Annotated in this window: 22 protein-coding genes; 12 read left to right on the top strand and 10 right to left on the bottom strand. The window is 59.1% G+C overall.

Annotated elements, in window-relative coordinates:
• Positions 1 to 48: 48 nt before the first annotated feature.
• A complete protein-coding gene (locus IHE39_RS27205; RefSeq protein WP_192568705.1) occupies positions 49 to 1,242 on the bottom strand; it encodes a diaminopropionate ammonia-lyase in 1,194 nt (397 codons plus the stop codon).
• Between the two features lie 105 nt (positions 1,243 to 1,347).
• Between IHE39_RS27205 and IHE39_RS27200 the strand changes: the two genes are divergently transcribed.
• Entirely contained in the window at positions 1,348 to 1,833 is a 486-nt protein-coding gene (locus tag IHE39_RS27200) for an Lrp/AsnC family transcriptional regulator (protein ID WP_184770861.1), read from the top strand.
• A 64-nt stretch (positions 1,834 to 1,897) separates the two neighbouring features.
• On the opposite strand, the gene IHE39_RS27195 is transcribed toward IHE39_RS27200, so the two are convergent.
• The 8 genes from IHE39_RS27195 to IHE39_RS27160 form a co-directional block, all read right to left on the bottom strand.
• A complete protein-coding gene (locus tag IHE39_RS27195; RefSeq protein ID WP_434781347.1) occupies positions 1,898 to 3,016 on the bottom strand; it encodes an ABC transporter substrate-binding protein in 1,119 nt (372 codons plus the stop codon).
• A 783-nt stretch (positions 3,017 to 3,799) separates the two neighbouring features.
• Entirely contained in the window at positions 3,800 to 4,519 is a 720-nt protein-coding gene (locus IHE39_RS27190) for an ABC transporter ATP-binding protein (protein WP_184770857.1), read from the bottom strand.
• Between the two features lie 4 nt (positions 4,520 to 4,523).
• A complete protein-coding gene (locus tag IHE39_RS27185; RefSeq protein ID WP_192568688.1) occupies positions 4,524 to 4,709 on the bottom strand; it encodes a hypothetical protein in 186 nt (61 codons plus the stop codon).
• Entirely contained in the window at positions 4,702 to 5,442 is a 741-nt protein-coding gene (locus IHE39_RS27180; protein WP_184770916.1) for an ABC transporter ATP-binding protein, read from the bottom strand. The genes IHE39_RS27185 and IHE39_RS27180 overlap by 8 nt, the downstream gene beginning before the upstream one ends.
• 47 nt (positions 5,443 to 5,489) lie before the next feature.
• Positions 5,490 to 6,521 (bottom strand): branched-chain amino acid ABC transporter permease, encoded by a 1,032-nt coding sequence (locus tag IHE39_RS27175; RefSeq protein ID WP_192568687.1) that lies wholly within the window; start codon positions 6,519 to 6,521, stop codon positions 5,490 to 5,492.
• Positions 6,518 to 7,390 carry a branched-chain amino acid ABC transporter permease gene (locus IHE39_RS27170; protein WP_184770851.1) on the bottom strand — a complete coding sequence of 291 codons (873 nt, stop codon included), beginning with the start codon at positions 7,388 to 7,390 and terminating at the stop codon, positions 6,518 to 6,520. Before IHE39_RS27170 ends, IHE39_RS27175 begins: the two co-directional genes overlap by 4 nt.
• Positions 7,391 to 8,331: 941 nt before the next feature.
• On the bottom strand, positions 8,332 to 10,224 hold the full coding sequence (locus IHE39_RS27165) for a TIM barrel protein (protein ID WP_192568686.1): 1,893 nt from the start codon (positions 10,222 to 10,224) through the stop codon (positions 8,332 to 8,334).
• Positions 10,225 to 10,317: 93 nt separating this feature from the next.
• Positions 10,318 to 10,995, bottom strand: a complete 678-nt coding sequence (locus IHE39_RS27160; protein ID WP_192568685.1) for a TetR/AcrR family transcriptional regulator — start codon at positions 10,993 to 10,995, stop codon at positions 10,318 to 10,320.
• A 153-nt stretch (positions 10,996 to 11,148) separates the two neighbouring features.
• On the opposite strand from IHE39_RS27160, the gene IHE39_RS27155 reads away from it, so the two are divergent.
• The 9 genes from IHE39_RS27155 to IHE39_RS27115 all read left to right on the top strand — a co-directional run bounded on the left by IHE39_RS27155 (position 11,149) and on the right by IHE39_RS27115 (position 19,837).
• The gene (locus IHE39_RS27155) at positions 11,149 to 12,066 is read left to right on the top strand and encodes a shikimate dehydrogenase (RefSeq protein ID WP_246485651.1); all 918 of its coding nucleotides are present in this window, start codon (positions 11,149 to 11,151) and stop codon (positions 12,064 to 12,066) included.
• 121 nt (positions 12,067 to 12,187) lie between these two features.
• On the top strand, positions 12,188 to 13,174 hold the full coding sequence (gene dctP, locus IHE39_RS27150) for a TRAP transporter substrate-binding protein DctP (RefSeq protein ID WP_192568684.1): 987 nt from the start codon (positions 12,188 to 12,190) through the stop codon (positions 13,172 to 13,174).
• Positions 13,175 to 13,265: 91 nt separating this feature from the next.
• Positions 13,266 to 13,772, top strand: coding sequence for a TRAP transporter small permease (locus tag IHE39_RS27145; protein ID WP_312880880.1), 507 nt, complete (start codon positions 13,266 to 13,268; stop codon positions 13,770 to 13,772).
• Positions 13,769 to 15,070 carry a TRAP transporter large permease gene (locus IHE39_RS27140; RefSeq protein WP_184770840.1) on the top strand — a complete coding sequence of 434 codons (1,302 nt, stop codon included), beginning with the start codon at positions 13,769 to 13,771 and terminating at the stop codon, positions 15,068 to 15,070. The genes IHE39_RS27145 and IHE39_RS27140 overlap by 4 nt, the downstream gene beginning before the upstream one ends.
• A 19-nt stretch (positions 15,071 to 15,089) precedes the next feature.
• Positions 15,090 to 15,524 (top strand): type II 3-dehydroquinate dehydratase, encoded by a 435-nt coding sequence (aroQ, locus tag IHE39_RS27135; RefSeq protein WP_184770838.1) that lies wholly within the window; start codon positions 15,090 to 15,092, stop codon positions 15,522 to 15,524.
• A 619-nt stretch (positions 15,525 to 16,143) separates the two neighbouring features.
• Positions 16,144 to 17,022 carry an ectoine/hydroxyectoine ABC transporter substrate-binding protein EhuB gene (ehuB, locus tag IHE39_RS27130; protein WP_192568683.1) on the top strand — a complete coding sequence of 293 codons (879 nt, stop codon included), beginning with the start codon at positions 16,144 to 16,146 and terminating at the stop codon, positions 17,020 to 17,022.
• Between the two features lie 32 nt (positions 17,023 to 17,054).
• Positions 17,055 to 17,798 (top strand): GntR family transcriptional regulator, encoded by a 744-nt coding sequence (locus IHE39_RS27125; protein ID WP_192568682.1) that lies wholly within the window; start codon positions 17,055 to 17,057, stop codon positions 17,796 to 17,798.
• A gap of 84 nt (positions 17,799 to 17,882) precedes the next feature.
• Complete coding sequence (locus tag IHE39_RS27120; protein ID WP_192568681.1) at positions 17,883 to 19,082, top strand: peptidase dimerization domain-containing protein; 1,200 nt, start codon at positions 17,883 to 17,885, stop codon at positions 19,080 to 19,082.
• 2 nt (positions 19,083 to 19,084) lie between these two features.
• A complete protein-coding gene (locus IHE39_RS27115) occupies positions 19,085 to 19,837 on the top strand; it encodes an SDR family oxidoreductase (protein ID WP_192568680.1) in 753 nt (250 codons plus the stop codon).
• 24 nt (positions 19,838 to 19,861) lie between these two features.
• Here IHE39_RS27115 and IHE39_RS27110 read toward each other — a convergent pair whose 3' ends face one another.
• Positions 19,862 to 20,512, bottom strand: coding sequence for a GntR family transcriptional regulator (locus IHE39_RS27110; RefSeq protein ID WP_192568679.1), 651 nt, complete (start codon positions 20,510 to 20,512; stop codon positions 19,862 to 19,864).
• Positions 20,513 to 20,638: 126 nt separating this feature from the next.
• Here IHE39_RS27110 and IHE39_RS27105 point away from each other — a divergent pair, with 126 nt between their 5' ends.
• Positions 20,639 to 21,013: a RidA family protein gene (locus IHE39_RS27105; RefSeq protein WP_192568678.1), complete on the top strand. Its 375-nt coding sequence runs from the start codon at positions 20,639 to 20,641 to the stop codon at positions 21,011 to 21,013.
• A gap of 22 nt (positions 21,014 to 21,035) precedes the next feature.
• On the top strand, positions 21,036 to 21,929 hold the full coding sequence (gene ehuB, locus IHE39_RS27100; protein WP_192568677.1) for an ectoine/hydroxyectoine ABC transporter substrate-binding protein EhuB: 894 nt from the start codon (positions 21,036 to 21,038) through the stop codon (positions 21,927 to 21,929).
• Positions 21,930 to 21,948 lie beyond the last annotated feature (19 nt).

Below are 21,948 nucleotides of genomic sequence, written 5' to 3'. Positions count from 1 at the left end.
GCTGATATCCTCAACAAAAGCGGCATCGATCGATTTCGTCACCGCCGCTTAACGCGACCCAAGGACTTCAGCCGGCGAGCGGCCAACGATCGCTTCATATCGCGCCCGGTCGGTCGCCCCTTCGGTGTTGATGACAAATACACGCGAGGAAGCATCAAGCCCGAGTTTCGCCCGGGCCTCGTTGGACGCGAGCGCCTGCAACAAACCAGCCAGTCCAGCGCCACCGCTCTCGCCCGCGACGATTGCGGGATCTCCGCCCTGTGGATTTGCCAGCTGGCGCATGGTGTCGGCGGCATTCTCCTCGCTGACCGTCATGAACGCGTCGGCTTTGCGGCTGAGGATACGCCAAGCCACAAGCGATGGCTCATAACATTCGAGCATGGCCATGATGGTGGGCTCCCCGTGCTCGATCTTGACGGGCCGACCGACAACCCCGCTCTCGTAGAGACATGCGGCACGGTCCGGCTCGACCACGATGAATGTCGGACGTTTGGCGCCATAAACAATATCAAAGTGGCCGGCAACCGCTGCAGCCAGGCCGCCAACACCTGCTTGCATGAAGACGTGGGTCGGTGCGGCCGGGAGTTCCTGCAAAGCCTCCTGCAGCATGGCCGTGTAACCCTGCATGACCAACCCCGGAATGCGTTCGTAACCCGGCCACGACGTATCGGACACGACGATCCATCCATGCTCTTGGCAGACACGCTCGGCTTCTGCGACGGAGTCGTCATAGGTGCCCTTGACGCGGATCATCTCGGCTCCGAATTGTGCGATGGCCGCGACACGCTCGTCCGTCACACCCGAATGAACGAAGATCGCAGCCCTGGCTCCGACCAGCGTAGCTCCCGCAGCGACCGACTTTCCATGGTTGCCGTCAGTCGCGCAGCCGACCGTGATGCGCTCAGCTATCTGCCTGACGGCCGGCGTTTGCAGCTCGCTGACATCGACCTCTCTTCCGAGCTCACGGCTCGCTTGCTCGAGTACGAGCCGGATCACGGCATAAGATCCACCGAGAGCCTTGAAGCTGCCGAGTCCCAAACGCTGCGATTCATCTTTCACATGGATTGCCGCAACCCCGACCTCGCTCGCCAGCTGCGTCAGCGCGCGGAGCGGAGTAGGGGTGTGGTTGGGCCGAAAGGTCAGGAACCGTTCCACGGTCCGGGCCGCCTCAAGCCCGAGCATTTCGGCATCGGACCGATCGAGCGGCCGGTTGAGGTCGGCATGCGTATTCATCAGCAGCATGGGATTATCCTTTGGCGAATTCACTGAAGAATAGTCCGCGCGGCCCTCAAAATTTGCGCGATTTAGCCACATCGCACGCAACATCTTTGCAAGTTTGGGGGTGACATGCGCGGCATTGATGCTGGAAGCCTGGATAGCTTCGACCTCGCGATACTCGACATCCTCCAGCAGGACAATTCGACATCCCAGCGGATCATCGGGGAGCGGGTCCATCTTTCCGCCGCAGCGGTCAATCGCAGGATCCAGCGCATGCGCGATGCTGGGGTCATTGTCGGCAATTACTCGACGCTGGATCCCGCAAAAATGGGCAGGCCGATTACAGTCATCGTCGAGGTCCGCATCGAAAGTGAACGGCTGGATCTGCTGGATGCCGCCAAGCGGAGTTTTCAGGCAGATCCGGATGTCCAGCAGTGCTATTACGTCACGGGCGACGCGGATTTTGTTCTCATCGTCACGGTGCCGTCGATGCGCGAATACGATGCCCTGACGCGCCGATTGTTCTTCGAAAACCACAACGTCAAGAAGTTCCGCACACTCGTCGTCATGGAGAGGCTGAAGGCAGGCCTCGCCATCCCGCTTCACAATGCATGAAACATGAAAAGGCCCGGCGGTTTCCCGCCGGGCCTTGAAACTCAGTTTTCGGTGTCGTCGTTTATCAGGAAGACGGCAGGACCACCTTGCCGTCCGTGATGGTGATCAGCGTGCCCTTGGCGAGGTACTGTCCGCTTTCCTTGCCCTCTGGTCCGTCCTTGGTGAAGGTGACATTGCCGTTGAGGGTAGGCACATCCACACCCCAAAATGCCTCGCGGATTGCCTCGGGCTCTGCTTTTCCAGCCTTCTCGATTGCGGTCTTGATGACGAAAATCCCATCGTAACCACGATAGCTCTCGGTCATGCCGGCCGCATTATGGCCAGCCTTTGCCCAGGCGTCGATGAAGACCTTCGACTGGTCCGGATGCGGCGTCTTGGCTGCATCCCAAGGCGCAAAGAAGACCATATGCATGGTGTTGTTGGCGGCGGCGCCGGCCTGCTGGATCAGCTGGTCAGGGTTCTGCGACCCGCCGGTGGTGATGATCTTCTTGGTGATGCCGAGGGCTGCAACCTGCTTCAGCACCAGCGTCAGCTGCTCGACGCCCGTCGTGACAATGATCGTGTCGGAGTCGGACGCTTTGATCTTCGACAGCTGGGCACCCATGTCCTCGGCGCCCTGGTCCATGGTTTCAGCAAGGCCGACCTCGACGCCGTTTTCCTTGAACATCGCCGTGAAGTCCGTGATCGTGCCACGACCCCAGTCGTTGTTGATGCCAAGGAAGTCGACCTTCTTGATCCCGAGCGAAGGAAGCAGCGGCTGGAAGATCTTGGCCTCCACCCAGGATGGCGGGGAGATGCGGAAGATATAGGGATTGCCCTGTTTGGTGATCTTGCTCGACGACGACGTTTCGACCAGCATCGGCACCTGGTACTGCATGAGCTTGGGCATCACCGCAAGCGTGAGGCTCGAACCCCAGGCACCCATCATGATGGGAACCTTGTCGCTGGTGATCAGCTTTTCCGCGACGGCTGCCGCCTCGGTCGGATTGCTCTTGTTGTCTTCGATGACAAGCTCGATCTGTTTGCCGAGGATACCACCGGAAGCATTGATCTGTTCAGCTGCCAGCTTGGCGCCGTTGACGATGTAGGTGCCGGAGGCGGCAAAGGCGCCGGTCAGCGGTTCGTTGACACCAATTTTGATGGTGTCTTCAGCAGCTGCAGTTCCATACGCCACACCCGCCATTACCAGCGCGACGCTGACTTTACTCACGATGTTAATGAGCCTACTCATGCGAATTCTCCCCTTATTTGACTGCACTTTGCGCGCTCTCACGACAACGCCGCCTCTTTCGTGGCGGCGCATCACTGCAAGGATTGGAAACAGGCAGACGAACTTGCGCTCCTCCCGAGTGCGAGCAAGCAGTGGTACTATCATCCCATTATTAGTAAGATAGCGCAAGCGCTTTTCGCGTTGATTGACCAGCATCCTGGCGCGGCCTACCGGCGGTCGCCAAAGCCTCGTGGGCAGGCATTGCCGGTTCATCCCACATTCACCTGGATATCACGCTGCAACTGGCACGCGTTTCCGGTGCGGGTGTCATGCAGGTTTCGATCAAGAAAATCCTCTTCGCTAATCGCTCGGAGATCGCGATCCGCGTCTTCCGCGCCGCCGACGATCGAAGACTGTCGCGGTCTAGGCGGAGGAGGACAAACTCCCGGCTGGCTGCGTGGAAACGCGGCGAACGTCCGCTCGACGAACACTGCCAGCGCTGGCGGTCCTTATGGCGAGGTCTCGGCCTTGCCCGGCGACATGCGCGCCCGTGCTGTTGCCAGCGCAATGGCCGCCCCATGGGTCGGCTTGGAGTTGCTGCGCGCGGCAAGGAGCCAGCCAACGGGAACGACGCTTAGGCGAGGGCGAGCAAACTCGCATCGTTGTGTTTATCGGAACAATGCGACCGAGGGACGCTTTCTATGACGCCCCTCGATCAACCGTTCATCCGCTACTGCAGCTTTGGGAACGCACAAGCTATGCGTGAGCCAGCCCTGCTCCCAGATATGCCTCGCGGACATGCGGATCATTGATCAGCTTTTCGCCAGGCCCCTCGAGGACCATGGAGCCCGCTTCGAGCAGATAGGCATGGTTACACATATCGAGCGCGGCGAAGGCATTTTGTTCGACCATCAGAACTGTCGTCCCGGCATCGCGGATACCTTTGATGATGTCAAAGGTCTGAGAAACGATGTTTGGGGCGAGACCGAGCGAAGGCTCGTCGAACATGATCAATTTGGGCCGCGACATCATCGCGCGGCCGATCGCAAGCATCTGTTGTTCGCCGCCCGAGAGGGTTCCAGCGATCTGCTTGCGCCGCTCGGCCAGTCGTGGGAAGAGGCCAAAGATGTGGTCAATGTCCTGCCGGATGAGAGCGGTGTCCTTGCGCAGATAGCACCCGACCTCAAGATTCTCGAGCACGGTCATCTGGCCGAAGACGCGCCGTCCTTCCGGGCAATGGGCAATGCCCAGGGACAGAATACGGCTTGCGGTTCGACCTGTGATCTCCTCGCCGTTGAACAGGATACTGCCGCTGGCGGCCGGTACCAAACCCGAGATTGCTCTCAAGGTGGTGCTCTTGCCGGCACCGTTCGCGCCGACAAGGACCACGAGCGAGTTTGCCGGAACCTTCAGCGAAACGCCTTTCAGCGCGGTTACCTTACCATACCGACATACAAGATTCTTTATCTCGAGCATGTGTTCACTCCTTGACCGGGGTATGCAACGAGGTCCGGATGCGAATTGTTGCTTCCTTGGGTTCAGACCACGACCCGGTCGGATTTGCCCCGATCAGCACCACCATCGCGTTCGCGAAATCCTTGAGGGACGGATTGCCGAAGGAGACGGTTTTCCCAAAGCGGCAGATAAGCTTCTTGATCTCAAGCATGCTTCACCCCTTGACCGAGATATGCCTGGATCACTTCCGGATCATTCTGGATTTCCTTTGGGGTTCCGTTCGCGATGATGCGCCCGTAGTTCAGGACCACGATCCGGTCGGAAATGCGCATCACCATTGGCATGTCGTGCTCCACGAGCAGGATCGTCGTGCCGCGACTGCGGAGCTTGTTGATCAGTTCGATGAAGCGCCCTGTCTCTGTGGCGTTCATGCCTGAAACGGGTTCATCGAGAAGCAGGGCTGAAGGCTGTGCTGCGAGGGCGAGCGCAACGCCGAGCAGTCGCTGATCGCCATACGGCAAACCCGAAGCCCGCTCCTTTGCCTGGTGCTCGATGCCAACGAGGCGCAGGATTTCCCACGCCTGATCACGCAGCTCTGCCTCGGCCTTACGTTCCCGCGGCAGTGACAACAGCGTGCCCAGCAATCGAGCGGACGTCTTCCGGTGCAGACCGATAAGCACATTGTCGAAGACGGAAATCTTGTCGAACAGATTGGTGCGCTGAAAGGTGCGTACCAGCCCAAGTGACGTCACCTGGTGCGGTTTGAGCCCGGCAAGCGACGTGCCTCGAAACGAAACCCGTCCCTTGGTCGGTCTTTGAAACCCGGTGATGATGTTGAATGCAGTGGTTTTGCCGGCCCCATTGGGGCCGATGAGGCTGACCAACTCACCCTCATTGACATGGAAATTCATGTCGGAGATCGCGATCAATCCACCGAAATGCATCGCCACGTTTTCGACACTCAAGATGGCCTTGGTATTCTGCGCTGAGGTCACGAACGTGCTCCTTTGCCGGGCTCCATTGCAAGCTCGGCACTTTTAGCGGTTGCTCGGCTGAACCAGCGCTCGATCGCCGGGACAATCCCTTCAGGCAGGACGAAGACGATCAGGATCATCAACGCGCCGTAGAGGATCCATTGAACCTCCGGGCCGACGTAGTTGCGCAAAATGACCGGAGCAATTCCGAAAATAAGGCCCCCGACAACCGGCCCGGCAAGCGTTCCCTTGCCGCCGGTGATGACCATGATCACCATGGTCACAGTGTTGAGGAACATGAAGATCATCGGGTCGATAATCTGGATGTAGTGCGCGTAAAGTGTCCCGGAGACGCCGGCAATCGTGCCGGCAAAGACGGCTGCAAGCACCAGGTAGCGCGTGACGCTTATGCCGACGGAGGTCGCCAGAATCTCGTTCTCGCGCAGTGCGATCATCGCCCTGCCGTAGGGAGAGTCGATCAGCCGCTTGATGATGATGTAAGTGATGACGATAAAGGTCAACACGACGTAGTAGTTCGCCCCCTTGCTCCACAGCGTGGCGTAGCCGATCGGCTCGAAGCCAAGCGTCAGCGGCGGGATGCCGGGCAATGCCAAGGGGCCATTCGTCAGTTCGATCCAATTGAGTGCGATCAGCCGGATGACTTCGGCAAAGCTGACGGTGACGATGACGAAATAGGCGCCGCGCACGCGGAATGCGAGCTTGCCGATCAGATAGCCACAGAGCCCCGCTACCGCGCCGCCCAAGACGACGCCGATGACTGGAGGCCAAGGCTCATGGGTGATTTGATAGGCGAAGATTGAAACGCTGAAGCCAAGCGACGTCAGCGCGCTGACATAGGCGCCAATTCCGAAAAAAGCGACGTGCCCTAGGCTTAGCTGGCCCGTATAGCCGAGCAGCAGATTGAGACTCATGGCCGCGAGCATGAAGATGCCGCATACGACGAGCGTGTGGAGGTAATATTGGTCGGTCAACCAGAGCGGAACGCTGAGGAAGAACGCCAGCACCAATAGGGTAAAAATACGGCTCATCCGACGCGCTCCGATCTGGCGAACAGGCCCGTGGGCCTAAACAGCAGGACGATGATGATGATGAGGAAGCCCATGGCGTCGCGGTAACCGGACGAGATGTAGCTGGCTCCCATTTCCTCGGCGAACGCCAGAATGAAGCCGCCAAATGCCGCGCCGGTAATGTTTCCCAGGCCGCCAAGAATGACGATGGCGAATGCCTTCAATGAAGCCAGGTCGCCCATCGCCGGCGCAACCACGAAAACAGGGCCGAGGAGCGCCCCGGCGGCCGCGGCGAGAGCCGAGCCTAGCCCGAAGGTGATGGTGTAGATCGCGCTCGTGTTGATGCCCATCAGCGCCGCGGTCGAGCTATCCTGGAATGTTGCTCGCATCGCCTTGCCAAGCTTCGTGCGATTGATCAGCACGTAGGTGGCTGCGATCAAAGCCAGCGCGACGAAGAGAACAAAGACGCGGACGCTGGAAAGCGATACTGGGCCCAGAGTCAGGGGCTCAATCGGGAAAGGCGAGTTGATGGACTTGGCAACGCTGCCCCATATCAGGATTTCGGTGTTCTGAAGCACGATCCAGGCGCCGATCATGATCAGCATGGTGGTGTCGATATCGGCACCGCGCTTGGATCGGAGCAGTAGATATTCGATCGCAGCGCCAAGAACCATGCCGGCGCAGATCGCGAAGGCGATCGCCATGTAGAAGTTCAGTCCCAGCACGACGGCAAAGAAGTACATCATATATGCGCCGAAAGCGTAAAGCTCACCATGTGTGAAATTTACAATACGCATGATGCCGAAGATAAGCGTGAGACCTATCCCAAGCAGTGCATAGGTCCCGCCCATGATTAGGGCGTTGGCTAAGTGTTGTAAGAACTGATCCAAGACGACTCCTCACCTCTTTTTATGCTGTTGCGATTCTGATCGCCTAGGCAACCACGCCGCATTTCCTTAGGGAGACAGCCAGAGACGACGCCGTCACGAGACGCAACCGTCGCCTCGATTGGTTGGCTTCCGCGGACCTTTATCGGTCGGCGGAGGTCCGGAGTCCCATCAGGCTAGTTCCTCCCTGACAACGGCGCTGCCCGCCCTCAAGGCCAGGGCAACCCGGCCAAAGGCAATTCTTACTATCATTAGAATAACCGTATCTTAGAATAACCGCAAGGCCTTTTTGGCTGCTACGCGCCATTGTGTTTGACAGGGCTTTCCACGCTCGCGGAAGCGAAATGGTTCGCTGGCGGGGGCGACCCTGTCAACGCTGTCGATCGAATGCGGAACTGGCATTGCCAGTTGACCTGCAATTCAAGACGATCAGGGCTTGCCGAGCATAAGGAGAAGCCGTTGGTGGTCAGCTATCATGGCCGCTCCATGAAGCCGGCCTGCCACGTCACGGAGGTGAAGGCGGCATCGTTTGCCGCGCTTGACAGCGGCGCCAATCCTCGAGTCCTGGGCCGAGATCCATGTGAACGGGGGCATTTCCGCTGGAAAATCCCGAGCCATCATAGGCAAGGCAGGCGAACAAGTGGCAGTGAAGCCCGCCGCAAAGCTGACCTTTGAGGTCGCGATGGCATCGCTCCGATACAGCTTCACAAGGCATCGATGCCGTTAATCCGAAGCAGCGAAATGCGTGTCGCACCAGCCGGCTGCGCGTCGCGTTGCAAGCCGCGGTGCCGATGGCTGGCGGAGAAGGGTCGCCAGGACAGTTTCTTCAGATCAGTTTCTTATTGTGGGGATAGCTCGCCATCCGGGACGCAACCCTGCTGCGGCTAGGATCGGGCCAAGCTGCGGCAACCGGCGCGTTTCCGGGGCACGTTCGATGCAGCAAATCACAAGCGTGGCATGCCCGCCGGTCGCATATGCCGTTTTTGAGCGGCGATGCGGAACGGCGCATTCGAGGCGCCGTATCCCGTGTAGTTGCCGCGACGTTCGACGATCTCGAAGATGAAGCCTTCGCCCCAGGTCGGCGCGTAGAGCTGGAAATATTCGCCGAAATCGTCTCGGTCGTAGAGCATATTGTGATCGCGCAACCTGTCGGCCAGTTCCGGCTCAAGGCCAAATCTCGCTTCCACATCGTCATAATAATTGGGTGACATCTGCAGTGGTTCAAAACCCCGTGCCTTCAGCGCGGCGGCGGTTGAAAAAATGTCATCGCAGGCAAAGGCGAGGTGTTGGACGTTCGAGCCGAAGCTCTCTGCGATGAAATGGCCGGCAAGTGTCCGGCGGTTCCCGGCACCATTGAGCGTCAGGCGCAACGAACCATCGTCATTTTCAATTGCCTGGCTTCGAACGATGCCGGAGGGGTCAATGACGTCGACCAGGGGAGCTTTGCGGGTCTGGAAGATCGACGTATAGAACAAAAGCCAGGTCAACATCTCGCCGTGATCCATGGTCTGCCCGACGTGATCAACGCGGGTTAGTCCATCTGCAAGAAGTGCCGCGTTGCCTTTGAGGGGGCGGAACTCGACGTCCCAGACGCGCGACAGCTCCGACTTGTCGTCGATAAAGTAGAGCAAGCTCCCGCCGACGCCGCGGATCGCCGGTATCAGGAGTTCGCCCGAACCGACAGGCTGTTCGAACGGCTCAGCACCCAGCAGACGTGCGCGCTCTACGGTTGCCTGTGCATCTTCCACCTTGAGCCCGATAGCGCAGACGGACGTACCATGCACAAGAAAGGACGAGTGAGCGAAGCCCTCCTTTTCGGTGTTGACCACTATATTGATCTTGCCCTGCCGGTAGAGCGCGACACTCTTGGAGACGTGGAGACCGCAATGGCCAAAGCCGAGGCCATGCAGGAAGCGGTCGAGTTCGGCAGCGCCAGCCCGGTCGGTGGCGAATTCGACAAACTCGACGCCATGAACGGCAACGCGATCCGGCATTTCAGGCAAAGTGACCTGCAGTGCTGGCTCTGCTCGGTGTACCTGGTCCATCAGATTGACCAGCGACCGGCGGCCATCGATGGCAATCGCCCTGGCTGCCCCGCCGCGGAACGCGTCGTTGAATATCTCGAGCGAAAGGTAGCCGTCGTAGCCGGTGGCTGAGACCGCCTGCATGAATTCGCGGACGGGCAAGTCACCTTCGCCGGGCATGTTGCGAAAGTGGCGGCTCCAGTAGAGCAGATCCATGTCGATCGCCGGTGCGTCGGCGAGCTGGACGATGAAAATCTTGTCCTTGGGGATGGAGCGTATCGAAGAGACGTCGATGCGGCGCGCCAGCGTGTGGAAAGAATCCAGGATCAAGCCAATGTTGGGGTGATCGGCGCGGCGCACGATCTCCCATGCGTCGCGATGGTCGTTGACATGCTTGCCCCAGGCGAGTGCTTCATAACCGACACGAAGTCCGCGCCTGGCTGCGCGTTCGCCCAATTCGCGGAAGTCTGCGGCGGCGCGGTCGATGCCGCCCAGTGCTACGGGCGACACGCTCGAGCAAACCAGCATCAGCTCGGTGCCAAGCTCGTGCATGACATCGAATTTTCGTTCGGCACGGTCGAATGCGCGACTGCGCTGCGGTTCAGGCAGGCCTTCGAAGTCGCGAAAGGGCTGGAACAAGGTGATCGCCAACCCGGCATCGCGCGCCATCTTGCCGGCATCCGCCGGCGAGCCGTCGAAGGCGACGAGGTCATTCTCGAAGATTTCGATCCCGTCAAAGCCCGCTTCAGCAATGGCCGCCAGCTTGTCGGCAAAACCGCCGCTGATCGAGACCGTAGCGATCGAAGTCTTCACCAGTGCCTCCCGCATGCGCATAATGTACGAACTAGTTCGTTTACACTATGCCTGTGGGTCTGATGGATCAAGGCCGCGCAGTGCCGCTCCTGCTCAGCGCATCGCGAAGCGCAGCACCATGTCGATGGAATTGCGCTTCAGTCGCGCCAGCTGTTCTTCGGTGCCGAAGTCGCGGCCAAATATCTTGGAGAAGGTGGCTCGGTTGGAAACATTGAAGAAACACAGCGCACTGACCTGCCAGTGCAGTTCTACCGGGTCGATGCCCTCGCGAAAGACGCCTTCGGACACGCCTCGCGCATAGATGCGCGCAATGTGGTCGATTGCGGTGACGTTGAGTTCGCGAATTGCCTCCGAGCGCTCCAGAAACTGGCCGTGATGAATGTTTTCGATCATCACCATACGGATAAATTCCTCGTGCTGGTGATGATGGTCGAAGGTGAATTCGACCAGTCGCGACAGTGCCGCAACAGGGGGCAGCCCCTCGATGTCGAGTTTTGCCTCGCCCTCGCGCACAAGACGGTATGCGTTTTCCAGCGCGCTGAGGTAAAGCCCTTCCTTGTCTCCGAAGTAATAGTAGATCATGCGCTTGCTGGAACGGGTGCGCGCTGCGATCTCGTCAATGCGGGCGCCCGACAGACCGTTCAGCGCAAACTCCTCCGAGGCGATTTCCAGAATATTCTGCCGCGTCCCTTCCGGGTCCTGCGTGCGCGTCGTCGCCCCCTTGGCTCTTCGTCGGTTCCTGGCCTGGTCCGCCTTTACTTCACTGTCCATCGTGCTCCTCGGCCCTGGTCGTTGACTAAACTAACCAGTTCGTACATTGTGCGTCAAATCGGGCGCAGCCATTTACCGGCCAAGCCCGAACAAACACAAGAGCAGCGCTGAGGCTGCCGACCAGCAGTATCACATGCGGCCAGGGAGGAACGGTTGCAGCTTTCGGACGCTTCGTTCGCCGACATGCTTGGGCGCCTGGTGGCCAAGACCAAGGCTGGGGACGCAGGCTCGTCAGGCTCCGTGCAGGTCGGTTTGGTGGGCCGCGGTATCCAGTTGTCCCGCTCGCCGGTCATGCATGAACGCGAGGGAGCGCGGCTTGGCATCAGCTACAGCTATGTGCTGATCGACTTCGACCGACTTGGCTTGGAAGACAATGCGTTGGGGAACGTCATTGCGGCTGCCGAGAAGATGGGCTTTGCCGGACTGAACATCACCCACCCCTTCAAGCAAAACGTGATCGGGCATCTCGACTGGCTGGCACCCGAAGCCTCGGCGATAGGTGCTGTCAACACCGTGGTTTTTTCGAACGGTGCGCGCCAGGGGCACAACACCGACAGCTGGGGCTTTGCCGAGAGTTTCCGCGAAGCGATGGCGCGTTGTTCACTGGGCCGCATAGTGCAGTTCGGCGCCGGCGGCGCTGGCGCAGCGGTGGCTTGTGCGCTTGTTGAACTCGGTGCCGGCGAACTGCGCATCATCGACAGCAACGAGGAGAGGGCGCATCGTCTGGCAGAGCGGATGACGGCGGGTTTCGGCAAGCATGTGCTGGCGGCGACCGATGTTGCCGGTGTGATCGCCGCCGCAGACGGTATCGTCAACACAACGCCCGTTGGCATGGCCAAATATCCCGGCATGCCGTTTCCGGCCGTATTGCTTCGGGCCCATCACTGGGTTGCTGAGATCATATATTTCCCCGAAGAAACCGAATTGCTGAAGCGGGCACGAGCATTGGGCTGTCGGGCGCTCTCGGGAACCGGAATGGCGGTTTACCAGGCGGTTCGCGCCTTCGAGTTGTTCACCGGCATGGCCCCGGACCGCACGGCAATGGCTGGCCACTTCGAGGCGGCGCCATGACGCGGTTGATAAGGATTTGGCCCGGACAAGAACGATCGCCGCCATAAGGGCGGCGCGGTCGAAAGATCAACGCGCTTAGAAGGCGCTTGAGCAATGGAATGGAATTCAAGGGAGGAAAACCATGACACTGAATGTGACACGCAGACATTTCCTGATTGGATCAGCGCTGGCCGCCACGGCTATGCCGTGGCCGGCGCTGGCCCAAGACAAGCCCAAGCTGCGCTTTTCGGCGGTGTTCTCGGAGAAGGATATCCGCGCCGAAATGATGAGCATGTTTGCCGACGCCATCAAGGACGACTTCGTTTTCGAAGGCTACTATGGCGGCAACCTGTTCAAGCAGGGCACCGAACTCGTCGCGCTCCAGCGTGGCAATCTCGAGATGGGCAACGTCGCGCCACAGGACATCTCCAAGCAGATACCTGCCTGGTCGATCCTGACTGCGGGCTATCTCTTCCGCGATGCCGCCCACCTGAAGGCCTTCTTCGCCAGCGAGGCCGGCGCCGAGATGAAGAAGCTGACCGAGGACCAGCTTGGCATCAAGGTGCTCGGTCCAACCTATTTCGGCGTGCGTCAGGTCGGGCTGAAGTCGGACAAGGAGGTCAAGACCCCTGCCGACCTGGCCGGCGTCAAGCTGCGTATGCCAGGTGGCGATGCCTGGCAGTTTCTGGGTACGGCCCTTGGCGCCAACCCGACGCCGATGGCCTATGCCGAGGTCTACACCGGCCTCCAGACCGGCGCGATCGACGGCCAGGACAATCCGCTGCCCAATGTCGAGAACATGAAGTTCTACGAAGTGATGTCGCAGATCGTGCTGACCTCGCATCTCGTCGGCTTCGACCTGCTCACCATCTCGAAGAAGACGTGGGACGACATGGGCGCCGACAAGCAGGCGAAGGTCCAGGCGGCCGCCGATGCGGCGATCGACTTCTCCACCGAAAAACACCTGACCCACGAGAAGGAACTCGTCGAGACGTTCAAGGGCAAGGGGCTGAAGATCTACGAGCCTGACGTCGCTGCATTCCGCAAGCACGTTCAGGAACAATACCTTGCCTCGGAACTTGCCAAGGACTGGCCGGCTGGAATGGTCGACAAGATCAACGCGCTGTAGACGCGGCTTGCGGGGCTGGCCATGGCGGCCGGCCCCGCCTTCCTCCATCGCAGCGGCTGTGCCTTCCGGACTGATGATCATGAATCCCAGGATGAACCGAATAGGCGGCTGGCTCTATCGCCGCGCGGAAGACGTTCTTGCCGCCATGCTGGCAGTGATGTTCTTCGCCTTTCTTCTCCAGATATTCTTTCGCTATGTGATGAACTGGCCAACCGGCTGGACCAACGAGCTGAGCGCCATCCTTTGGATATGGATCGTGCTGTGGGGCGCCGCGTTCGTGCTGACTGAGCAGGAAGAGATGCGTTTCGACCTGATCTACGCTTCCGTCGGCCCGCGCGTTCGAAGTGCCATGTTCCTGATCTGCGCGGCATCGATCATCTTGCTTTATGGCATCTCTTTACCGGCTGTCGTCGACTACGTCAGCTTCATGAAGGTCGAAAGCAGCGCCTACATGAAGATCCGCTTCGACTGGGTGTTTTGCATCTACGTCGTCTTCGTCATCGCCATCATCATGCGCTACCTCTGGCTCTCGTGGCAGGTTCTGCGCGGCTCGGCGCCGGAGGAGTTTGATCCAACCAAGGCAGGATCCGGCGTATGAACCTCGCCAGTCCCTTTTCCCTCGCGATCGTCGCGATCACGGCGCTGGCACTGCTGGGCCTGCCCGTAGGGCACGCGATGATTGCGGGCTCGATCCTCTACCTGTTCATGGCCGGTCTCGATATGGGCACGGCCGCGGAGCAGTTTCTCAACGGGATGTATTCCAACTACATCATTCTCGCCGTGCCGCTTTTCATCCTTGCTGCCGAGTTGATGAACATCGGCTCGATGACAGAACGGCTGATGACCTTCTGCAACGCCTTCGTTGGCCGTTTCCGGGGCGGGCTTGCCCAGGTCAACGTGCTCCAGTCGATCATCTTCGCCGGCATGTCGGGCTCGGCCATCGCCGACGCCGCCGGCTCGGGCAAGATCATGCAAAACATGATGACGGCCGACGGCAAGTACCCGGCGAGCTATGCTGCGGCGTTGACCGCGGCAACGGCGGTGATCGGCCCGATCATCCCGCCCTCGATTCCGATGATCATCTATGCGCTCGTCTCCGATGCCTCGATCGGCTACCTGTTTCTCGGTGGCGTCATCCCCGGCCTGTTGATGGCGCTGTTCCAGATCATCCTCGTTGCCGTCCATGCCCGCACCCGCAATTTCCCCGTCGAACCACCGACGCCTGTCCGCGAACTGCCGCTCATCACCTGGCGGGCGCTGCCGGCCCTGTTGATGCCGGTCGTCCTGCTCGGCGGCATCTATTCGGGCATCACGACGCCGACCGAAGCTGCTGCCATCGCCGCCGCCTACGCACTGCTCATCTCGGTTGTGCTTTATCGAAGCGTCAGCTTGAGCGACTTCTACAGATCGGTGCTGGCGAGCGCGCGGACCAGCGCCTCGATCGGCATGCTGATCGCTGGCGCGATGGTCTTCAACTATGTCGTCACGGTCGAGAACATCCCACATTCGCTGAGTGTTCTGCTGACGGGCTGGGATTTGTCACCGACAGGATTCCTGATCCTGGTCAACATCGTGCTTCTGGTGCTGGGCTGCGTGCTGGAGGGAACGACGATCATTCTCGTCATCCTGCCGGTGTTCATCCCGACCGCCAACGCGCTCGGTATCGACCTGGTGCATTTCGGCGTGATGAGTGTGGTCAACATCATGCTCGGCCTGGTCACGCCGCCTTATGGCCTTCTGCTTTTCATCATGACCAAGATAGCCAACGCGCCGCTACGCCACATCGTCCGCGATGTGCTGCCTTTCTTCTATGCAATGATCGTGTCGCTGGCGCTCATCACCTTTTTCCCCTCGCTGGTGCTTTGGCTGCCCAGGTTGCTCGGCTACCAGGGCTAATTTTTCGACGGAGACCAACATGTCCAAGCCGATCTTTGTCATTAACGGCCCGAACCTCAACCGGCTCGGCAAGCGCGAGCCGGAAATCTACGGAACCACGACGCTTGCCGAGGTGGAGGCCATGTGCCGCAAGGCAGCGGGGGAGCGCGAGCTTCGCTTCCATCAGTCCAATTTCGAAGGCGAGATCGTCAATTGGATCCACGAGGCGATCGACGAGGAGGCGGGCATCGTCATCAATCCCGCTGCCTTTACCTTCACATCCATCGCCATCCTTGACGCGCTGAAGATGTCATCTCGACCGATCATCGAGTTGCACATATCCAACATCCACCGGCGCGAGGCGTATTATCACAGTTCGTTTGTATCCAAGGTTGCGACAGCCGTGATTGCCGGTCTTGGACCGAATGGCTATGCAGTCGCGGTGCGTGCGATGCTGGAACTGCCCGGTTCTTGATGTTCGCACCGCCCAATGCTTCGGTCGATGCAGAGCATGCGCCAAGGCAGCGACACACGGGTGATGACTTGGCGGAGAACATCGCGAGGTTGCCCGATACGCCCAGACAGACGGCGTTGGAATGATCGTTCCCGCGGCAGCTCCACTCCCGAACCGCCTGCTGCGATGCCAGTGTCGCGGACAGCTTTGATTCAGAAATCGGAAACCAGGCTGTTTGGGCCTAGCCGGTTGGGACCAACCAACCGGATACCCCAGAACGCGACGAAAGATCTGATCTCAATACCTATGACACTGAGCCGACTGGTTCGCCTGACCGCCTGCTGGTGTCGCAGGCGGCCAGAGTTCTAAAGCACTTCTATCCCACGGCGTCGTCCTTTGGCGAGCTTGCCGAACAAGTTCCGTCCTGAGATCCCCGGCGAGGCCACGGATCAGGTTTCAACCTCAGCAAGGGCTCACACCCACGATCGGCTGGGCATAGAGAAGCGCGCCGAGGAAATTCACCTCAACGAGGTGTGCTTAATTTTGACCGCGGCAAAAGAATGCCTTGACCCCATGTCTATCTAGCGTTACGCGTAACATATTACTACGTACAACGTCTCGTTTGACATGGAGGAATGTCGTGTCTCAGCTTCGGGGTGTCTGGAAGTCGTTGCTAGTTGGGGGATTGGTCGCGTTGCTTGCAGGCGCCTCCCTAGGTCCTACTCAAGCCCAAGAAGCCCTTGAGCGGATTAAGGCTCAAAAAACGGCGCGAATTGGACTGTCGAATTTCGCCCCGACGTCATTTGTTGGCGCTGACGGAGAGGTTACCGGCGTGTCCCCTGAACTCGCGAAGGCGTTTCTCAAAAGCGTTGGCGCGGACAACGTCGAAGGTGTCGTCGGCGAATTTGGGTCGCTTATTGGAGGGCTCGAAGCGGGACGGTTCGATATGATCGCCGTCGCAATGCAGATTCAGCCCAAGCGTTGCGAACAGATCGCGTTTGGCGACCCAGAGCTGCAGTTTCTGCAGGGCTTTGTCGTGAAAACGGGCAATCCGCTCGATTTGCGGAGCTTCAAGGATATCGCGACCAACCCGAACGCACGCCTAGGGCTACTCACTGGAGCCGGGCAAATCCGGTTCGCGGACGTCGCAGGAATCGGCAAAGACCGACAGGTTCTATTTCCAGATTTCGAGAAGGCGGTGGCCGGTCTTCAAGCGGGAAGGGTTGAGGCGGTGACGGGGGCCGGCATCGCGTTAAAGCATATCGTCCTGACCCTCGGCCAGCCGGATGTCGAATTCGCTGAGCTCGAAGTGCAGCCGTCGGACGAGAACGGCAAGCCGGTAATAGCTGTTGCAGGAATGGGGTTCCGCAAAGCCGATAATGACTTGCGCGAAGCCTGGAACGCCTGGTTCCATCAGGCTCGGCAGAGCGGCGAGGCGCTAAAGATCGTAACACCGTTCGGTATAGCAGAGAGTGATATTCCGGGCCTCGACGTCACCGCAGCCTCGATCTGTCCCTGAACCCATCACGATCACGGCAGCTCCTGCTTACAATGGATAGCCCCATCGAAAGCCTGTCTCCGATCAGCTTGCGCAACCAGGCAATAAGTGTGTTGCGGGCGCAAATCCTGATCGGAGCCCTCGAGGCAGGTCGGCTCTATTCGGTCGGCGAAGTTGCCGATCAGTTGAAGGTCTCACCAACACCTGTGCGTGAGGCGCTCCTGCATCTCGCCGACGAGGGATTGGTCCTGATGGTACGCAATCGGGGGTTCTCGGTACGGGAGTTTGACGCTCACGATCTCGAGGAACTGGTTGAATGCCGCCTGATGCTTGAGGTGCCGATGGCGGGAAAGCTTGCCCGCGGTGGCAGGCTGAAGAATCTCGAAGTGCTCAGGTCGCTGGCCAGGCGGACGGAAGTTGCGGCGGAGGCTGGCGACATGGCCGATTTCCTGGCTTCCGACAGGGAGTTTCACGCTCTGCTTTTGTCAAATTCGGGGAATCAGCGGCTGGTTAGAATGGTCGGAGCGCTGAGGGACCAGACTCGCCTCTACGGCCTTGTCCATCTTCGTGGTTCCCGCGATCTACTGGCGACCGCCAGAGAGCATCGTCAGTTGCTGGACCTAATCGATGAAGGGCAAGCGTTTGGCGCCAAGCGCTTGATGCGAAAGCACCTGCTTCACACCCGCGGCATCTGGGCAGCCGAAGCTAGGAGCAATCCACAAAACGCTAATCTTAATGCCCCTCCCAATAGTGGGCTGACTGACCTCGGACCCGCTCAACGCACTCCAACACAGTGAATAAGGTAAGCAGCTATGTCGAATGACCGAAATCGCGCTAAAGTCGCAGAGGCGGCAATGTCCTTGCGCGGGGAAGCCGTAAGGATGCTTGCCGAGATGTCGGCCATTCCGGCAGATGGAACAACCGGCGAAGGCTATCCCGAAACGGTCGGTTACATCGCGACGGCGCTTTCAGAATTTACGCGCGCCGAGAAGATCGATGTCCCAACCAGCTACCTGGAAGCGTTGTGGGGTAAAGATTTGGCTTTGGCCCGGGAGTACCTTCCCGTCTCGCAATTTGCCCCACGGACGATCGTGACCGCAACAGCTGCCGGCGCGAGTAACGAGATCGCCCTCCACCTGACCAACAATTACGACCTGTACTGGGGAGCGCGTAAGGAACGTGCTGCAACCGTCGCACAAATTCTAGCGCTCAAGGCTCTGATGCTGAGTGGGGTTCGCCTAAACCGATCGGTCTTCCTGTCGGCAACACCGGATGCCTACATTGGCGGGGAAAGCGGTGCAGGCTACCTCGTGGCGCATGACATCGGTCGCGCAAAGGCCGTTCTGGCAGGCAGCCTCGGTGGACCCGACATAATAACGGCGGGCTACAAGGGACATTTTTGGGCGAAAATCACAACCCACGGGAAATCAACTCACGGCTCCCGCCCGATGGAGGGGAAGAACGCCATCGACGCCATGATGGTGGTCCAGGAGAAGATCAAACGTCTGGCGGCGGAACTCGCGACAAACGTCTCGCCTCTTCCCATAGTCCCCGAACATGCCAATGCCCCTACCATTGCCATGTGCCGCATCGAGGCTAACCTCGAGGCGACTTTCATCCCGGACAGATGCTCGCTCGGCATCGACCGCCGGCTCAACCCCGGTGAGACGCTGAGTCGGGCGATGCGAGATCTTGAGGACCTGGTTTCCGAGGCGGCCCGTGAGACGGGCTGCTCGATCAATATTCATTTTCCGCATAAGGTGGAGCCGACCTACACGCCGCCAGAAGACGCGCTCCATGCCACGTTGCGGCAAAACGTCAGGAACACCATCGGGCGCGAGCCCCGATCACTCATTTGGTCGCATTATCTAGGTCTGCATTATTTTTCGGACGCCTGGGGCAGCGCCGCAATTGCCTATGCACCCGGTACAGTTGACCATGGAAACGTTCATGTAACCGGAAGCGAACGCACGGTGACTGACGACGAGCTCGCAGCTACGGTCCAAATCCTGGCGTTGACGATTCATGACTATGTCAATCGCTCCTCGACGGCGAACGCGTCGTCCCCGCAGGAGGAGTAGTCATGCCGAAGTCAAATGTTGCATTGGTGACCGGAGCGGGTTCGGGTATCGGTCGCGCTACGGCGATCGCGTTCCTGAAGGCTGGCTACAAAGTCGTTTTGGCCGGCCGCCGGACCGAACCTTTGGAGGAGACTGCGACGATTTCCGGGGCGAAGTCCGCCCAAGTATTGGTGGTGTCCTGTGACGTCACCAGTCCTGAATCGGTCGGCAGGCTCTTTGAGCGCTGCCGCGAAAGGTTCGGACGGCTCGATGTCCTTTTCAACAACGCAGGCGTCACGCGCGGAGGATCGATAGAAGAAATTTCTTTCGATGACTGGACCTCGACCGTGGCGACGAATCTGACGGGTCCTTTCCTGTGCACGCAGGAGGCGTTTCGCCTAATGAAGAGCCAGGTGCCGCGTGGCGGCAGGATAATCAACAACGGCTCATTGTCCGCGCAAGTGCCGCGTCCGGAATCAGCTCCATATACGGCGACAAAGCATGCCATTACGGGTTTGACGAAAACGACCTCCATCGATGGTCGCAAATACGATATCGCCTGCGGACAGATCGACGTCGGCAATGCGCTCACTGAAATAGCGCGTGACATGATAAAGCGTTCGAGGGCAGGGGGCGCTTACACGAGCGAAGAGCCGGTCATGGACGTCGAGCATGTCGCGAGCTCGATCATCCATATGGCGAGTTTGCCGCTGGATTCCAATGTACTGTTCATGACCGTGATGGCAACGAAGATGCCGTTTGTCGGGCGAGGATAAAACAACTTCTCGCTTGGCAGAGCCTCAAGCGTCCTGCCATCTAGAGCGCGTCGATTCGATATGATCGGTGATTATTTTCTTCAACGCATTCTCGTCCCTGCGCGACGCGGCGGCAACCAGCTCGAGATGCTGATTTGCCGCTGCGACGATCTCCCGCGAGCCGAGCTTCGAGCGGAGTCCGCGCAGTCGCGCACGGTCCTTGTAATTGATAATGAGTTCGCTGAGGTGCGGCATCCTCAATGGCTCCAGAAAGGTCGCGTGAAACCTGCGGTCGACGTCAATGTAGGCGACCACGTCGCTCGAGTGCGCGGCCTCGACTGTTCCTTCGGCAATGGTTGTCATATGCTTCACGTGCCCTTGGTTCATCAGCATGCCGGCTTCGACGGTCGCTGGTACTTCGAGCAGCATGCGAATTTTGTGCAGTTCCTCGAGTTCCTCGGCTGTGACCTCGGGGATGGAAAAGCCCACGTTCTTGTGGATCTCAAGGAAGTTATCCCGCGCGAGATCGAGCACCGCCTCCCTGATCGGGGTCGGGGAAACCTTCAGAGTCGCCGCAAACTGACCCACCGAATATACCTCTCCGGGCGTCAGTTCACCCGACATGATCTGAGCAAGCAGGATTTGCCTGACACGTTCGCGCAGGCTCGGCGCTTGGGTTATCGCGATGTTGTCCATGTGGCTTCCTCGCTTCAACATTTGTCGGCAGCTTCTTAAAGGGTAGCGGAAAAACGGTCGAGAGAAAAGTGTTGACGGGAACACGTAATATGTTACACATAATATGGTAATGGAGAGAGAAGATCGATGCGCCAAGCGATTACGTTGCCGGGACAGCCGGCGAAGCTTTATTCGGATGTTGTCAAAGCGAAGGGAACGCTCGTGTTTCTCGCCGGGCAAGTAGGGTGGAGAAGCGACGGCTCCTGGGGCGAGAGTTTCGAAATCCAGACTGAGCTTGCTCTCGACAACATGAACGCGGCGCTGGCGGCTGCTGGCGCATCACTAGAGCAAGTGGCGAAGGTCACCGTTTATCTGGCGGACGCCCGATACGGCGATGTCTTCAATGAAATCTACGCACGATATTTCCAGTCCGATCGACCTGTACGGACGCGCATCCAGACAGGATTGCTGGCTCGCGAATGCTTGGTCGAGATAGATGTCATCGCAGTGGTTGCGTCATAGAACGCATAAGATGGAGGTGGGTATGAGCTCGAATTCGCTTTCCCGCATGTCGCGGCGGGTCCTCATTAGTAGTTGCTTTCTGGGCGCGATTTCCCTGTCGATCGGCACAGCTGTGGCCCAGGACGACAGCCTCGCCAGAATCCAGGCAGCCGGGAAGGTCAAGATCGGCTTCGCCAACATCAACCCCTACGGCTACGTCGGGCCAGATGGCAAAATCACTGGCCAGTCTCCCGAATTGACCAAGGCTTTCTTCGCGGACATGGGCATCGCCGACATAGAGCCGGTCATCACCGACTTTGGCACGTTGATCGGCGGACTTGTCGCTCAGCGTTTCGATATCGTCAGCACCGGCATGCTCATCCAGCCGGAGCGTTGCAAGATCGTCTCTTTCGGCAATCCGGAATACCAGATGAACCGGGCCTTCGCTGTGAGAGCTGGCAACCCGAAGGCGCTTACCAGCTTCGTCGCGCTCGCCAAGAATCCGGCCGCCAAGCTAGGAATGCTGACCGGCGCAGGCGAACTGCACCTCGCGGAACTCGTTGGTATTCCCAAGGACAGGCAAGTTCTATTCCCGGACCTGTCTGCAGCGGTTGCCGGGCTGCAGGCTGACCGGGTCGATGCGGTGGTCGCATCCACAGTGACGATCCGCCAGGCGCTGGCGCGCGCGAACGACGCGCAGTTGGAATTCGCAACGCTGACCGAGCAGCCGGCTGACGAAACAGGCAAACCCGTCGTCGGATATGGAGGAATGGCCTTCCGCAAGGAGGACAAGACGCTGCGAGAGGCATGGAACGCCTGGTTAGCGGAAAACCTCAAGAACGGCAGAGTCGCGAAGATCATCGAACCCTTTGGTTTCGGTGCCGAGACACTTCCGCCCGAAGGCATCACCGCTGACGACGCCTGCGCCGCGAAATGACAATAAACGAAGCTACAAG

It is taken from the genome of Aminobacter carboxidus, from assembly GCF_014863355.1.
In the GTDB taxonomy this organism is placed as follows: Bacteria; Pseudomonadota; Alphaproteobacteria; order Rhizobiales; family Rhizobiaceae; genus Aminobacter; species Aminobacter carboxidus.
This window is presented reverse-complemented; position numbering and strand designations above follow the sequence as displayed.

Bases quoted from the DNA above. Each gene is read 5' to 3' on its own strand.
- aroQ (WP_184770838.1), top strand. From the start codon at position 15,090: ATGTCCAAGCCGATCTTTGTCATTAACGGCCCGAACCTCAACCGGCTC.
- IHE39_RS27180 (WP_184770916.1), bottom strand. From the start codon at position 5,442: ATGCATTTCGGTGGATTGATCGCGATCTCCGACATGAATTTCCATGTC.
- IHE39_RS27120 (WP_192568681.1), top strand. From the start codon at position 17,883: ATGCTTGCCGAGATGTCGGCCATTCCGGCAGATGGAACAACCGGCGAA.
- ehuB (WP_192568677.1), top strand. From the start codon at position 21,036: ATGAGCTCGAATTCGCTTTCCCGCATGTCGCGGCGGGTCCTCATTAGT.
- IHE39_RS27115 (WP_192568680.1), top strand. From the start codon at position 19,085: ATGCCGAAGTCAAATGTTGCATTGGTGACCGGAGCGGGTTCGGGTATC.
- IHE39_RS27185 (WP_192568688.1), bottom strand. From the start codon at position 4,709: ATGCTTGAGATCAAGAAGCTTATCTGCCGCTTTGGGAAAACCGTCTCC.
- IHE39_RS27190 (WP_184770857.1), bottom strand. From the start codon at position 4,519: ATGCTCGAGATAAAGAATCTTGTATGTCGGTATGGTAAGGTAACCGCG.
- IHE39_RS27175 (WP_192568687.1), bottom strand. From the start codon at position 6,521: ATGAGCCGTATTTTTACCCTATTGGTGCTGGCGTTCTTCCTCAGCGTT.
- IHE39_RS27200 (WP_184770861.1), top strand. From the start codon at position 1,348: ATGCGCGGCATTGATGCTGGAAGCCTGGATAGCTTCGACCTCGCGATA.
- IHE39_RS27125 (WP_192568682.1), top strand. From the start codon at position 17,055: ATGGATAGCCCCATCGAAAGCCTGTCTCCGATCAGCTTGCGCAACCAG.
- IHE39_RS27195 (WP_434781347.1), bottom strand. From the start codon at position 3,016: ATGGCGGGTGTGGCGTATGGAACTGCAGCTGCTGAAGACACCATCAAA.
- IHE39_RS27110 (WP_192568679.1), bottom strand. From the start codon at position 20,512: ATGGACAACATCGCGATAACCCAAGCGCCGAGCCTGCGCGAACGTGTC.
- IHE39_RS27145 (WP_312880880.1), top strand. From the start codon at position 13,266: ATGAACCGAATAGGCGGCTGGCTCTATCGCCGCGCGGAAGACGTTCTT.
- IHE39_RS27205 (WP_192568705.1), bottom strand. From the start codon at position 1,242: ATGCTGCTGATGAATACGCATGCCGACCTCAACCGGCCGCTCGATCGG.
- IHE39_RS27160 (WP_192568685.1), bottom strand. From the start codon at position 10,995: ATGGACAGTGAAGTAAAGGCGGACCAGGCCAGGAACCGACGAAGAGCC.
- dctP (WP_192568684.1), top strand. From the start codon at position 12,188: ATGACACTGAATGTGACACGCAGACATTTCCTGATTGGATCAGCGCTG.
- IHE39_RS27140 (WP_184770840.1), top strand. From the start codon at position 13,769: ATGAACCTCGCCAGTCCCTTTTCCCTCGCGATCGTCGCGATCACGGCG.
- IHE39_RS27105 (WP_192568678.1), top strand. From the start codon at position 20,639: ATGCGCCAAGCGATTACGTTGCCGGGACAGCCGGCGAAGCTTTATTCG.